10 protein-coding genes are annotated in these 14494 nt (G+C 70.2%); 8 read left to right on the top strand and 2 right to left on the bottom strand.

Annotated elements, in window-relative coordinates:
• The first annotated feature begins 48 nt into the window (after nucleotides 1–48).
• From BLR51_RS01380 to leuD, 5 genes are all read left to right on the top strand, one after another.
• Nucleotides 49–5466 carry an alpha-2-macroglobulin family protein gene (locus tag BLR51_RS01380; protein ID WP_089842594.1) on the top strand — a complete coding sequence of 1806 codons (5418 nt, stop codon included), beginning with the start codon at nucleotides 49–51 and terminating at the stop codon, nucleotides 5464–5466.
• A complete protein-coding gene (locus BLR51_RS01375) occupies nucleotides 5463–6020 on the top strand; it encodes a putative glycolipid-binding domain-containing protein (RefSeq protein WP_089842592.1) in 558 nt (185 codons plus the stop codon). Before BLR51_RS01380 ends, BLR51_RS01375 begins: the two co-directional genes overlap by 4 nt.
• A complete protein-coding gene (pbpC, locus tag BLR51_RS01370) occupies nucleotides 6013–8025 on the top strand; it encodes a penicillin-binding protein 1C (RefSeq protein WP_089842589.1) in 2013 nt (670 codons plus the stop codon). Before BLR51_RS01375 ends, pbpC begins: the two co-directional genes overlap by 8 nt.
• 568 nt (nucleotides 8026–8593) lie before the next feature.
• The gene (gene leuC, locus BLR51_RS01365) at nucleotides 8594–10015 is read left to right on the top strand and encodes a 3-isopropylmalate dehydratase large subunit (protein WP_089842585.1); all 1422 of its coding nucleotides are present in this window, start codon (nucleotides 8594–8596) and stop codon (nucleotides 10013–10015) included.
• A gap of 132 nt (nucleotides 10016–10147) precedes the next feature.
• Nucleotides 10148–10753, top strand: a complete 606-nt coding sequence (gene leuD / locus BLR51_RS01360; RefSeq protein WP_089842582.1) for a 3-isopropylmalate dehydratase small subunit — start codon at nucleotides 10148–10150, stop codon at nucleotides 10751–10753.
• A 220-nt stretch (nucleotides 10754–10973) separates the two neighbouring features.
• Here the strand turns inward: leuD and BLR51_RS01355 are convergent, their stop codons facing one another.
• Both BLR51_RS01355 and BLR51_RS01350 read right to left on the bottom strand, forming a co-directional pair.
• Nucleotides 10974–11627, bottom strand: coding sequence for a 3-oxoacid CoA-transferase subunit B (locus BLR51_RS01355; RefSeq protein WP_089842579.1), 654 nt, complete (start codon nucleotides 11625–11627; stop codon nucleotides 10974–10976).
• 17 nt (nucleotides 11628–11644) lie between these two features.
• The gene (locus BLR51_RS01350) at nucleotides 11645–12298 is read right to left on the bottom strand and encodes a CoA transferase subunit A (protein WP_089842576.1); all 654 of its coding nucleotides are present in this window, start codon (nucleotides 12296–12298) and stop codon (nucleotides 11645–11647) included.
• Between the two features lie 344 nt (nucleotides 12299–12642).
• Between BLR51_RS01350 and BLR51_RS01345 the strand changes: the two genes are divergently transcribed.
• The 3 genes from BLR51_RS01345 to BLR51_RS28105 are packed head-to-tail and all read left to right on the top strand — an operon-like array spanning nucleotide 12643 to nucleotide 14439.
• Nucleotides 12643–13473 (top strand): hypothetical protein, encoded by an 831-nt coding sequence (locus BLR51_RS01345; RefSeq protein WP_089842573.1) that lies wholly within the window; start codon nucleotides 12643–12645, stop codon nucleotides 13471–13473.
• Nucleotides 13356–14192, top strand: a complete 837-nt coding sequence (locus BLR51_RS28110) for an endonuclease/exonuclease/phosphatase family protein (protein WP_242656613.1) — start codon at nucleotides 13356–13358, stop codon at nucleotides 14190–14192. Before BLR51_RS01345 ends, BLR51_RS28110 begins: the two co-directional genes overlap by 118 nt.
• Entirely contained in the window at nucleotides 14173–14439 is a 267-nt protein-coding gene (locus tag BLR51_RS28105; RefSeq protein ID WP_375342667.1) for a hypothetical protein, read from the top strand. The genes BLR51_RS28110 and BLR51_RS28105 overlap by 20 nt, the downstream gene beginning before the upstream one ends.
• Nucleotides 14440–14494: the final 55 nt, after the last annotated feature.

Raw genomic sequence — 14494 nt, 5'->3', positions numbered from 1 at the left:
TCGCTCCGGGGCAGGGGCACCATGGTGCGGTCAGGTGAGGAGATTGGCATGCGGACGCTGTTTCTTGGGATCGCGCTGGCAGTGGCGGCAGCTTCGGCGGGGGCCGCGCAGGATCTGATCCCCGAGCGACGGATGGTGGTCACGCGCGGCGCGGATTTCTACGGATCCGATCTGGCCGCGCTGTTCGACACCACGCTGGAGGCCTGTCAGGCGCAGTGCCTGAACGATCCCGCCTGTGGCGCCTTCACCTACAACACCCGTTCGCGGGCCTGTTTCCCCAAATCCGGCGTGACCGAGGTGCAGCCCTATGACGGCGCCATCTCGGCCCGGGTTCTGACTGCCGATCCGGCGCTGGCGGCACAGGCCACGGCGCGGGCTGCCGATCTGGACATGCTGCGCCCCGAGGATCTGGAGGCGGCGCGGCAGGAGGCCTTGGCGCTTGGCCTGCGCCACGAGGGCGGCGACTGGGACAGCGCCGCGCTGCTGGAGGCCGCCCGTCAGGCGGAGGCGCAGGGCGATCTGCGCGGCGCATGGGGCTGGACCGGGGCCGCGCTGGCGCAGAGCGATGCCGCCGACCTGTGGCTGGACTATGCCCGGCTGACGCTGGCCCGGGCTGAGGCCGGGGATGACCCGTGGACCCTGCGCAGTCAGGCGCTGTCGGCGGCGGTGAACGGCACGCTGCGCGCGGCCCCCGGCCCCCAGACCGGCAGCGCGCTGCTGCAGCTGGCGCAGGCCCTGCAGGCGGTGGATCGCGGGCGCGAGTCCGTGCCCGCGCTGCGGCTGGCGCAGGATCTGGCGCCGCGCCCCGAAATCGCGGCAGCGCTGGAGGACGCGCGCGCGCAGTTCGGCTTCCGCATCACCGATCACGAGGTCAGCTCCGACGCCGCCGATCCCCGGCTCTGCGCGCAGTTTTCCGAACCCTTGGCTGCGGCGGGGGTGGATTATGCCAGCTTCGTGCGCCTGCCCGATCCCCGGCTTGCGGTCAGCGCCGAAGACAGCCGCCTGTGCGTCATGGGGCTGGACCATGGCCAGAGCTATGAGGTGACCTTCCGCGCCGGTCTGCCCTCTGCCGAGGGCGAGGCGCTGCCGAACGACGTGCCGATCACCGCCTATGTGCGCGACCGGACCCCCGCCGTGCGCTTTCCGGGCCGCGCCTATGTGCTGCCCAAGACCGAAGGCGCGGGCCTGCCGGTGGAAACGGTGAACCTGTCGCAGATCGACCTGACCCTGCGCCGCGTGTCGGACCGCAGCCTGATCCGCACCCTGCAGGAGGATCTGTTCGGGCGTCCGCTGGATGCGTGGGAACAGGACCGCTTTGGCGCCGATCTGTCGGAAACCATCTGGACCGGCACGGGCGAGGTGGAAAATCAGCTTAACGCCGATGTCACCACCCGCCTGCCCTTGGGCGAGGTGGTGGGCGGGCTGCCTGCCGGGATCTATGCGCTGTCCGCTGCCGTGCCGGGGGCCGATCCCTATGACACGCCCGCCGCCACGCAGTGGTTCGTGCTGTCGGATATCGGGCTCACCACGCTGTCGGGCACTGACGGGCTGACCGTCTTTGCCCGCGCGCTGTCGGGGGCCACGCCGCTGCAGGGGCTGGAGGTGCAGCTTGTCTCCCGCGCCAACCGCGTGCTGGAGACGGTGCAGACCGACGATCAGGGCGTGGCGCGCTTTGCCGCCGGGCTGATGCGTGGCACCGGCGGCGCCGCGCCCGCGCTGGTTCTGGCCCGGCAGGGCGAGGCGGATCTGGCCTTCCTGTCGCTGACCGATCCGGCCTTCGATCTGTCCGACCGGGGGGTGGCGGGCCGCGCGCCTGCCGGGCCGGTGGATGCGTTCCTCACCACCGACCGGGGCGCCTATCGCGCCGGAGAGACCATCCATGCCACGGCGCTGCTGCGCGATGCCCGGGTGCGGGCGGTGACCGATCTGCCGCTGACCGCCGTGCTGACCCGCCCCGATGGCGTGGAACATGCGCGGCAGGTGTCCGGCACGGGGGTGGAGGGCGGCCATGTGCTGCAGTTTCCGCTGGCGCCGTCGGTGCCGCGCGGCACGTGGCGGCTGGCGCTTTACGGCGATCCGCAGGCCGAGCCGCTGACCTCCACCCCGCTGCTGGTCGAGGATTTTGTGCCCGAACGGCTGGATCTGACCCTGTCCCTGCCCGAAGGTCCGCTGACCGCCGCGGCCCTGCCGCGCCTTCAGGTTCAGGCCGATTACCTGTTTGGCGCGCCCGGCGCCGATCTGCCGCTGGAGGGGGAGGTGACGCTGACCCCGCTCGCCACGCTGGAGGCGCTGCCGGGCTACCGCTTTGGCCGGCATGACGCGCCGGGGGATCCGCGCCGCGACAGCCTTGCCGCCGCACTGCGCACCGATGCCGAAGGGGCTGTGGATCTGCTGCTGCCGCTGCCCGACCCCGCCAGCCCCGGCCAGCCGCAGGAGCTGCGCGCGACGCTGCGCGTGGCCGAAGGATCGGGGCGTCCGGTGGAACGCAGCCTGACCCGTCCGCTGCTGCCCGAAGCCGCGATGCTGGGCATCCGCCCGGAATTTGACGGCACCCTGCCCGAAGGCACCGAGGCCAGCTTTCTGCTGCAGGCCTTTGGCGCCGGTCTGGCGCCGGTGAGCGCCGAGGTTGAATGGCAGGTGAACCGCATCGAAACCCGCTATCAGTGGTATCAGCTTTACGGCAGCTGGAACTGGGAACCGGTGACCAGCCGCAGCACCATCGCCACCGGCACCGCCACGCTGGGCGGCGATCCGGTGCGGGTCAGCGCGGATCTGGACTGGGGCCAGTATGAACTGGTGGTGGCGCGCACCGATGGTGCCTACAGCGCCACCTCTGTCGGGTTCGAGGCGGGCTGGTATGCGCCCGCCGGGGCCGTGGCCACCCCCGACATGCTGGATCTGTCGCTGGACCAGCCCGCCTATGCCCCCGGCGAGACCGCGCAGTTGCGCGTGGTGCCGCGCCATGCGGGCAAGGCGCTGATCACCGTGCTGTCGGATCATGTCATCGCCATGCAGGCGGTGGATCTGCCCGAGGGCGAGACGGTGATTGACCTGCCGGTGACGGATGAATGGGGGGCGGGCGCCTATGTCACGGCGCAGCTGCTGCGGCCCATGGATCAGGCCAGCGGGCAGCAGCCCGCGCGCAGCCTTGGCCTTGCCCATGCCGCCATCGCGCCGGGCGACCGCGCGCTTGAGGTCAGTCTGGACACCGCGACCGAGGCTGCGCCGCGCGGGCCGCTGCGCGCTGCCGTGGTGCTGGACAGCCTGCCCGAGGGCGAGACCGCCCATGTCACCGTGGCGGCGGTGGATCTGGGCATCCTGAACCTGACCGGCTTTGAAAGCCCCGATCCCTTGGAGCATTATTTCGGCCAGCGCCGTCTGGGGGTGGAAATTCGCGACATCTACGGTCGGCTCATCGACGGATCGCAGGGAGCCATGGGGCGGCTGCGCTCCGGCGGGGATGCGGGGGCGATGATGCGTCTGGAAAGCCCGCCGCCGACCGAGGATCTGGTCGCCTTCTTCTCCGGCCCGGTCACGGTCGGCCCCGATGGCCGCGCCGAGGTCAGCTTTGACCTGCCGGATTTCAACGGCACGGTGCGGCTGATGGCGGTGGCATGGACCAAGACGGCGGTGGGGCAGGCGCAGGCCGATGTGCTGGTGCGCGACCCGGTGGTGATTGCCGCAGCACTGCCGCGCTTTCTGGCGCCGGGGGACCAGACCCGGCTGGCGCTGGATCTGACCCACACCACCGGGGCCGCGGGCGAGATGGCGCTGGAGGTCAGCGCCGAGGGCCTGACGCTGGGCGCCGCCCCTGCCACGGTCACCCTGCCCGAAGGCGGCAGCACCCGGATCACCCTGCCGCTGACAGCAGCGGCGCCGGGCGATCACGCCATCACCGTGGCGCTGACCACGCCTGACGGTCAGCGCCTGACCAAAGATCTGACGGTGGGCGTGCGCGCCAATGATCCGCAGGTCGCCAGCACCCGCCGCCTGACGCTGGATCCCGGCGACAGCTTTACGCTGGATGCCGAGATCCTGAGCGGGCTTCTGCCCGACAGCGCCGAGGTCATGGTCTCTGCCGGGCCGATGGCGCGGTTCGACGTGCCGGGGCTTCTGGCTTCGCTCGACCGCTATCCCTATGGCTGCACCGAACAGGTGACCTCGCAGGCGCTGCCGCTGCTGTCGCTGGCGCCGCTCGCCGGGCCGCTGGGTCTGGGCGATGCCGCGCGGATCACGCAGCGCATCGATCAGGCGGTGGCCCGGGTGCTGACCCGGCAGGCGGGCAGCGGCGGCTTCGGCCTGTGGCGGGCCGAGGCGGGGGATCTGTGGCTGGACGCCTATGTCACCGATTTCCTCAGCCGCGCCCGTGCCGCAGGGCATGAGGTGCCGGACCGCGCCTTCACCAGCGCGCTCGACAACCTGCGCAACCGCGTCGCCTATGCCCCCGATTTCGAACAGGGCGGCGAGGATCTGGCCTATGCGCTGCTGGTGCTGGCCCGCGAAGGGCAGGCGGCCATCGGCGATCTGCGCTATTACGCCGACCAGCGCGCCGGGGCCTTTGCCACACCGCTGGCGCAGGCACAGCTGGGCGCGGCGCTGGCCGCCTATGGCGAACAGACCCGCGCCGATGCGATGTTCTCCCGCGCGGGGGCACGGCTGGCCGGGGCCTCTGCTGCGGAAGGGCAGGTCTGGCGCAGCGATTACGGCTCGGTGCTGCGCGATGCCGCCGCCACGCTGGCGCTGGGGATCGAGGCGCGCAGCGCGGCGCTGGACCGTCCCGCGCTGGCGGCGCTTGTGGCAGAGGCGGGGCGCCCGCTTTCGCCGCAGGAACAGGCGTGGTCGCTGATGGCGGCCCGCGCGCTGGTCGATGATCCCGCAGCCTCTGGCCTGACGCTGGACGGGGCGCCGGTCTCGGGCCCGCTGCTGCGCCGCATTCCGGGCGCCGAACTTGCGCCCATGACCCTCGCCAACACCGCCAGCACCCCCACCGCGCTGACCCTGACCACGCTGGGCGTGCCAGAAGGCGCGACAGAGGCGGGCGGCACCGGCTACACGCTGGAGCGGGCCTATTACCGCATGGACGGCACCCCGCTGGACGGAGAGGTGGCGCAGGGCGACCGGCTGGTGACGGTGCTGACCATCCGCCCCGCCGAAGATGTGCGCGCCCGGCTGATGCTGGACGATCCGCTGCCCGCCGGGTTCGAGATCGACAATCCGACCCTGCTGCGCGCCGGAGATCTGCGCTGGCTCGACTGGCTGGAGAGTGCGACGCCCGATCACGCCGAATTCCGCAGCGACCGCTTTCTGGCGGCGCTGACGCAGGAGGGCACGGCGCCGATCCGTCTGGCCTATGTGGTGCGCGCGGTCAGCCCGGGGCGGTTCCATCACCCGGCGGCGCTGGTGCTGGACATGTATCGCCCTGACTATCGCGCCACCACCGCCTCCGGCACGCTGGACGTGCAATGACCGGCACCACACTGGCCCATATCCACTGGCGCGCGCTGGACCGCGACGGCGAGGACAAATGCCGCCTTGCCCGGCACGAGGGCGGCTTCATGCTGCTGGGCCATGCCCGGTTCCGCGATGGCACCGGCTGGGCCGCGCTGGATTACGTCATCCGCACCGGGCCGGACTGGCGCACCCGCAGCGCCGATGTGACCGGAAGCCATGCCGGGCAGGATCTGGCGCTGCGGCTGACCTGCGACAAGGGGCAATGGACGCTGAACGGCGTGCCCCAGCCGCATCTTCACGGCTGCGAGGATGTGGATTTCGCCTTCACCCCCGCCACCAACCTGATGCCGCTGCGCCGCCTGCCCGAGGTGGGGCGCATCGCCACCCGCGCCGCATGGCTGCGCCTGCCGGGGCCAAGCCTTGATCCGCTGGACCAGACCTATCTGCGCGACCGGGGCGGGCTGGTCAGCTATCACGCGTGGCAGACCGATTTCCGCACCCAGCTGGCGGTGGCGGCGTCGGGCTTTGTCACGCTCTATCCCGGGCTCTGGACGGCGGAGGATGGCTAGGCGCGGCCTGCTCGCGCTGGTCCTGCTGCTCTGGGCGCTGGCCTTTGCCCGCGACCGGGCCGAGGACTGGATCGCCGCCACCGATCTGCCGCCGCTGCTACAGGCCACCGCCACCGAGGTGCGCGACCGAAACGGCGTGCTGCTGCGCGCCTATCAGGTCGAAGACGGCATCTGGCGCATGGCGCTGGGGGGCGATCAGGTCGATCCGCGCTTCTTCGACATGCTGGTCGCCTATGAGGACCGGCGGTTCTACCGGCATTCCGGGGTCGATGCGCTGGCGGTGCTGCGCGCGGCGGGGCAGGGGCTGACGGCGGGGCGGATCGTCTCCGGCGCCTCGACCCTGACCATGCAGGTCGCCCGCCTGCTGGAGGACAGCGGCACCGGCACATGGGCGGGCAAGCTGCGGCAGGTGCGGCTGGCGCTGGCGCTGGAACGGCGGCTGACCAAGGCGCAGATCCTGCAGCTTTATCTGGGCCGCGCCCCCTATGGCGGCAATGTCGAGGGGCTGCGCGCCGCGAGCCTTGTCTGGTTCGGCAAGGAACCGGCCCGCCTGACCCCTGCGCAGATCGCCCTGCTGGTGGCCCTGCCACAATCGCCAGAGGCCCGCCGACCTGACCGCCATCCGCAGGCCGCCCGCGCCGCGCGCGACCGGGTGCTGGACCGGCTGGTGACGGCGGGCGCGCTGGATGCGGCCAGCGCCGCCGCCGCCAAGGGCGAACCGGTGCCCGCCACCCGCCGCGCCCTGCCGCAGCTTGCGCCGCATCTGGCCGACCGCGCCGCGGCACTGGGGCCGGGCCGCCATGACCTGACGCTGGAGGCGGGGCTGCAGGCACGGCTGGAGGATCTGGCCGCCACCTATATGGCCGGGCGCGATCCCGGCCTGTCGCTGGCGCTGATCGTGGCCGACCACCAGACCGGAGAGATCCTCGCCAGCCTCGGATCCGCCCGCTATGCCGAACAGGGGCAGGGCTTTGTCGACATGACCCGCGCCCGGCGCTCGCCCGGATCGACGCTGAAGCCGCTGATCTACGGGCTGGCCTTCGACCGGGGCCTCGCCCATCCCGAAACGCTGATCTCTGACACGCCCGCGCAGTTCGGCACATGGGCGCCGCAGAATTTCGACGGCGCCTACCGCGGCGACATCCGCGTGGCCGAGGCGCTGCAGCTGTCGCTCAACATCCCCGTGGTCCGCCTGACCGAGGCGCTGGGCCCCGCCCATGTCATGGCGGCGCTGCAGGGCGCGGGGCTTGCCCCCGATCTGGCGGGCGGGCGTGCAGGGCTCGCCATCAGCCTTGGCGGCATCGGTCTCACCCCCGAAGAGATGGTGACGCTTTACGCGGCACTGGCCCAAGGCGGGCAGGCGCGCCCGCTGCGCTGGCAGCGCCATGCGGCCCCCGCCGCCGCCACGCCGCTGATGGCGCCGCGCGCGGCATGGATGGTGGGCCATGTGCTGGCCGGGCTGCCGCCGCCACCACAGGCGGGACCACCCGGGCGCGTCGCCTACAAGACCGGCACCAGCTACGGGCATCGCGACGCATGGGCGCTGGGCTGGGACGGGCGCCATGTGGCGGGCGTCTGGATCGGGCGGCCTGACGGCACCCCGGTGCCCGGCGCCTTTGGCGGCGATCTTGCCGCCCCGCTGCTCTTCGAGGCGCTGGGCCGCCTGCACCCCACGCCGCTGCCGCCACCGCCGCCCGACACGCTGCTGCTGGCCAATGCCGACCTGCCGCCGCATCTGCAGCGCTTCGGCCCCCGGGCCGAGGCCGAACCGCTGCGCCTGACCTTCCCGCCCGATGGCGCCCGGCTTGCCGCCACGCCGCAGGGCGTGCCGGTCAAGCTGCGGGGCGGCACGCCACCCTACACGCTGCTGGCCGATGGCGCGCCGCTGCTCACCGGCCAGCGCAGCCCGGAATTTCTGGCGCCCCTCTCCGGTCCCGGCTTCACCACCCTGTCGGTGATCGATGCCGAAGGCCGCTCTGGCCGCGTCCGTATCGACCTGCGCTAGCGCCGGGCCCGCCCCTTCTTCTTGGCAAAAATATCCCGGGGAGCGCGAGGGGCAGCGCCCCTCGCCTGCTTCGTGCCGCGCCTCCGGCGCGAGGGGCAGCGCCCCTCGCCTTTCCCATTACCGCGCCTCCGGGGCGAGGGGCAGAGCCCCTCGCCTTAAGCATTGCCGCGCCTCTGGCGCGAGGGGGCTCAGCGGCGCGGCAGCATCAGCGACAGATCCTGTGGCTCGGCCACGGGCAGGCTGAGGGCCAGCGCCGACAGCAGCAGCGCGATCAGGCACAGATGGACGATGTTGAGCGGACTCATCGGCGGACTCCCGGACACCCGCCTCTACGCGCGACAGGGCCCGCAGGTTCCAGCCGCTCTTGATCGGCGGCGCGAAGCCCTGTATCCCCGCTGGCATGACTCGGGTATTCGACCTCGGAGACCGCGTGCGTCTGCGCGAACGGTTCCACGGCGCCACCTTTTCGGTTCTGGCGCGTCTATAAGGCTGCCCAAGCCCGCCCCGGCGCGGGACGAACAGCCCGCGCTGAAGCTCAAGCCAGTTCACCTATCCGGAGAGGACCCCCATGTCCGGCAAGACGCTCTATGACAAGATCTGGGATGCCCATGTCGTCCAGCAGGACGAAGACGGCACCTGCCTTCTGTATATCGACCGCCACCTCGTGCACGAGGTGACCAGCCCGCAGGCCTTTGAAGGCCTGCGTCTGGCGGGCCGCAAGGTGCGCGCCCCGGGCCGCACCATCGCCGTGCCCGACCACAACGTGCCCACCACGCTCGACCGCGCCAAGGGCATCGAGAACGAGGAAAGCCGCATTCAGGTCGAGGCGCTGGACCGCAACGCCCGCGATTTCGGCGTGCATTATTACCCGGTGGACGATGTCCGTCAGGGCATCGTGCATATCGTCGGCCCCGAACAGGGCTGGACCCTGCCGGGCATGACCGTGGTCTGCGGCGACAGCCACACCGCGACCCATGGCGCCTTCGGGGCGCTGGCCCATGGCATCGGCACCTCCGAGGTGGAACATGTGCTGGCCACCCAGACGCTGATCCAGAAGAAATCCAAGAACATGAAGGTGGAGATCACCGGGCAGCTTGCCCCGGGCGTCACCGCCAAGGACATCACCCTGTCCGTCATCGGCGCCACCGGCACCGCGGGCGGCACCGGTTATGTCATCGAATATTGCGGCGAGGCGATCCGCTCGCTGTCGATGGAAGGCCGGATGACCGTCTGCAACATGGCGATCGAGGGCGGCGCCCGCGCGGGGCTCATCGCGCCGGACGAAACCACCTTCGCCTATGTCCAGGGCCGCCCGCACGCCCCCAAAGGCGCCCAGTTCGAGGCGGCGCTGGCGTGGTGGAAGACGCTTTATTCCGATGACGACGCGCATTGGGACAAGGTCGTGACCCTGCGCGGCGAAGACATCGCCCCCGTGGTCACATGGGGCACCTCGCCCGAGGACGTGCTGCCCATCACCGCCGCCGTGCCCGCGCCTGCCGATTTCAAAGGCGGCAAGGTCGAGGCGGCGCAGCGCGCGCTGGACTATATGGGCCTGAAGCCGGGGCAGAAGCTGACCGACATCGCCATCGACACGGTGTTCATCGGATCCTGCACCAATGGCCGGATCGAGGATCTGCGCGCCGCTGCCGCCATCCTCAAGGGCAAGAAGATCAAGGACGGCATGCGCGCCATGGTGGTGCCGGGCTCCGGTCTGGTCCGCGCTCAGGCCGAAGAGGAAGGTCTGGCGCAGATCTTCCTTGATGCGGGCTTCGAATGGCGCCTGGCGGGCTGCTCCATGTGCCTTGCCATGAACCCCGACCAGCTGTCGCCCGGCGAACGCTGCGCCGCCACCTCGAACCGCAATTTCGAGGGCCGGCAGGGCAAGGGCGGACGCACGCATCTGATGTCGCCCGCCATGGCGGCAGCGGCGGCCATCACCGGGCGCCTGACCGATGTGCGCGACCTGATGACCGAACCGGCTCAGGCCTGAACGATCCCCGGGGCCCCGGTGCGGGGCCCCTGTTTTGCAGTTCGGGCAGACAGGATCCGGCCCGGTCCCGCGCAGGACATCAGCCCTGCCGCGCAGACCCCGGATCCCGGCCCCGGCCCCCAGGAGGGACAGATGGAAAAATTCGAAAAGCTGACCGGGATCGCGGCGCCCATGCCGCTGGTCAATATCGACACCGACATGATCATCCCGAAGCAGTTTCTGAAGACGATCAAGCGCTCCGGCCTCGGCGTGCATGCCTTTGACGAGATGCGCTATCTCGCCGACGGGACGGAGAACCCCGATTTCGTGCTGAACAAACCCCAGTACCGCGAGGCGCAGATCCTCGTCGCCGGGGACAATTTCGGCTGCGGCTCCTCGCGCGAACACGCGCCTTGGGCGCTGGCGGATTTTGGCGTGAAGGCGGTGATCTCCACCTCCTTCGCCGACATCTTCTACAACAACTGCTTCAAGAACGGCATGCTGCCCATCGTGCTGCCGCAGGAGGCGGTCGACGTGCTGATGAAGGATGCCGAAAAAGGCTCCAACGCCCGCATGACCGTGGATCTGGAAAACCAGACCGTCACCACCTCCGATGGCGAAAGCTTCGCCTTCGAACTGGATCCGTTCCGCAAGCATTGCCTGATGAACGGGCTCGATGACATCGGCCTGACCATGGAAAAGGTCACCGCCATCGACAGCTTCGAAAGCCAGTCCGCCCAGTCCCGCCCCTGGGTCTGATCCCTGCCTGACTGCGAAATCCGCGGGCGGCTTCTGGCAGCCGTCCGCGCCATGTCCCGCCCCCGCGCCCGGGGCACGCTCCGGCCTGCCTCCGGCGGGAGTTTAGGGGCAAGATGAAGCCGGGTGCGGAGCCTGCGGTTCATCTTGCCGGATAAACTCCGGGGGGCGCCGCAGGCGCGGGGGCAGCGCCCCCTCTGCCCTCGCCCTCCCGTGCGACGGTTCAGCGAAGATCCATCTCCGGCACTTCCCCCGCCACCAGCAGCGGCGCTGCGGTCGCGGCCAGAACCTCGGCCAGACTGACATCTGGTGCTGTTTCCAGCAGGTGCAGCCCGTCCTCGCGCGGGGCGATCACCGCAAGCTCGGTCACGATCAGGTCGACCCGCCGCGGCGAGGTAAGGGGCAGCGTGCATTCCGGCACGATCTTGGACTGGCCGTGGACGCAATGCAGCATCGCCACGATCACCCGCTTGGCCCCGGTCACCAGATCCATGGCGCCGCCCATTCCGGGCACATATTCCCCGGGGATCATCCAGTTGGCGAGCCGCCCCCGCGCATCCACCTGCAGCCCGCCGAGCACGGTCAGATCCAGATGCCCGCCCCGGATCAGCCCGAAGGAAAAGGCGCTGTCGATGATCGAGGCGCCGGGCACCGCCGACACGCAGCTGCCCCCCGCATCGGTCAGGTGCCGGTCGCCCATGCCCTCGGGCGGGCGGTGACCCAGTCCGACCACGCCGTTTTCCCACTGGAAGAACACGCCCATCCCTTCGGGCAGGTGATCGGAGACCCGGGTCGGAATGCCGATGCCCAGATTGACCAGCGTGCCGGGCCGGATCTCCTGCGCCACGCGGCGGGCGATCAGATCCTTGGGGGTCATCAGGTGCGGATCCGGTCTCATGCCGCCCTCCGGATCACATGATCCACCAGCACGCCCGGCGTTTTGACCGCATCTGGCGGGATCATTCCGATCGGCACGATCTCTTCGGGTTCCGCGATCACCACCGCCCCGGCCAGCGCCATGATCGGATTGAAATTCGTGGCGCTCAGCATGTAGGTCAGGTTGCCGACATAATCGCAGCTGCGCGCGGCGATCAGCGCAAAATCCGCGCGCAGCGGCGGTTCCAGCAGGAAGGGTTTGCCCTCCACCTCGATCACCCGCTTGCCCTTGGCCACCAGCGTGCCGAGCCCGGTGGGGGTCAGCACCCCGCCCAGCCCCATGCCTGCGGCGCGGATGCGTTCGACAAAGGTGCCCTGCGGGACCAGATCCACCTCCAGCGTGCCCGCGCGCATCTGCGCCTGCACGTCGGGGTTCAGCCCGATATGGCTGCCGATGAATTTCCGCACGCAGCGCGCGGCGATCAGCGGGCCTACCCCCAGATGCGGGCGGGCGGCATCGTTGACGATCAGCGTCAGGTTGCGGCGCCCGGAGGCGGCGAGCGCGCGGACCACGCGGTCGGGCGTGCCCACGCCCATGAATCCCGACAGCAGGACCGAGGCCCCGTCCGGGATCAGCGCTGCCGCGTCTTCGGGGGTGATGGCAGGATGCATGCGCGTCTCCGTGATTGCTGCTCGTGCTGCGTCCGTTGAACCCTGTCCGGCGGCACCGGGCCATGAGCCATGTCAAACCGGCGCGGCGGGATCCCGCAACGTCTCTGACCATATCTTGTGGCGTCTGGGGGAGGATCCGCTATTGCCTTGGGGATTGATGCAAAATGGCACCTGTTTCTCCACGAATCCGCCCGATTGTGGCTGTCTTTATTACGGAAATATTGATGGCTGGAGTGAAAGTGGGCAGAATTTGGGCGATAATGAGGCAGTCCGCCCCAAGGCGGCAAGGTGGGACAAAGGGTTGGCGCCAGACCGACTCCGTCCGGACCAGAGAGGCAGAGCACGTGATTGATCGCCTGGTGAAAGCCGGCTCGCGGGCCGTTGTGATGGCGCTGCTGGTGGCGGCGCCCGCGCTGCTGCTGCCCGAAAAGCCTGTGGACAGCGCGCATATCACCGCACTTCTGGCGCTGATCGCCGCCGTTCTGACCTTTGCCGAATATTATGGCGACTATCCCTCCATCGTCGAATTCCGTGACGCGCCGCCGTTCAACCGCATCCGCGCCATAGCACTTCTGGCCACGGTGCTGAGCCTGACGCTGATCGCGCGGGGCGAGATCCATCCGACCGGGCTGACCGTCTGGCTGACCACGCTGGGCACGGGAATCGGCCATGCGCTGGATTTTCCGTTCTCGCCGGTGCGGCTGATGGTGCTTCTGGGCACCGAAGACATGTCTGGCGCCGAACTTGCGCGGCTGCGCACGCATGCCGGGCTCGCCTATCTCGCCTCGCTGCTGACCATGGCGGCCTTTGTGGTGACGGTGCGGCTGCTGAACTGGCCGGTCCGGCGCGGATCCTTCAATTTCTGGGTCAATCTGCCGCTTTTTGATCCCACCACCGGCGGCGACGTGCTGCGCCGCCTGAAACGGGATGCGCATGTTAACGTGGCCTTAGGGTTTCTTCTGCCATTCCTGATCCCGGCGATCATGAAGTTTGCGGTTGGAATGATCGACCCGCTGTCCCTCACCCATCCGCAGACCCTGATCTGGACGATGAGCGCATGGGCCTTTCTTCCTGCCAGCCTGATCATGCGGGGCATCGCGCTGACGCGCATCGCCCAGCTGATCGAAGAAAAACGCCGTCGCGCCTATGCGCAGGCGCAGTTGCAGGCGGCCTGAGCCTGCTTCTGGCGCTGCTGCTGGCGCTGCCCGGCCATGCGGCGGATCTGACCCTTGCGACATGGCATGCCGATCTGTCCCGTGACGGGCCGGGCCTGCTGCTGCGCGACCTGCAGGAACCGGGGCCGGATCTGCAGGCGCTGGTGGCGCAGGTGACAGAGGCGGCGCCGGATGTGCTGCTGCTGACCCATGTGGATTTTGACGCGGGCGGTGCCGCGCTGTCGGCCCTTGCGGCGCTGCTGGCGGAAGGCGGGGCCGCCTATCCGCACCGGCTGGCCTTGCTGCCCAATACCGGCATGGCCACCGGGCGCGATCTGGATGGCGACGGGCGGCTGGGCGGCGCGCGGGACGCGCAGGGCTATGGCCGCTTTGCCGGGCAGGGCGGCATGGCGCTGCTGTCGCGCTGGCCTCTGACCGTGGCGCGCGATCTGTCGGAGCTGCTGTGGCGTGATCTGCCGCAGAGCCGCATCGCCGCCGATGATCCCGGGCATGACCTGCAGCGCCTGTCCTCCACCGGCCATTGGGTGGTCACGCTGGACGCGCCAGAGGGGCCGCTGACCCTGCTGGCCTTCGCCGCCACGCCCCCGGTCTTTGACGGGCCGGAGGATCGCAATGGCCGCCGCAACGCCGACGAGCTGCGGCTGTGGTCGCTGTGGATGGAGGGCGGCTTTGACGGGGGGGGCGGGGCCTTTCGTGCTGATGGGCAATGCCAATCTTGACCCCGACCGGGGCGAGGGGCTGCGGCAGGACATGCAGGCGCTGCTGGCCGATCCGCGGCTGCAGGATCCGCTGCCGGACGAGCCCACCGTCGCGTGGAAAACCGCCGGTCCGATGCGGGTCAGCTACGCGCTGCCCTCGGCTGGCCTGCGGGTCACCGCGGCACGGGTCTGGCCCGCCGCGGAGGGGCAGCTGCACCGGCTGGTGGCGCTGTCGCTGGCTTGGCCGCCACAGGGGCCATCCCCCTGATTTCTTGACCAGCCGTCCCCCCTCGGCTAGGCGATGACCAACATTCCGAGGAGAG

Origin of the sequence: Salipiger marinus (assembly GCF_900100085.1) — a bacterium.
Lineage (GTDB): Bacteria > Pseudomonadota > Alphaproteobacteria > Rhodobacterales > Rhodobacteraceae > Salipiger > Salipiger marinus.
This window is presented reverse-complemented; position numbering and strand designations above follow the sequence as displayed.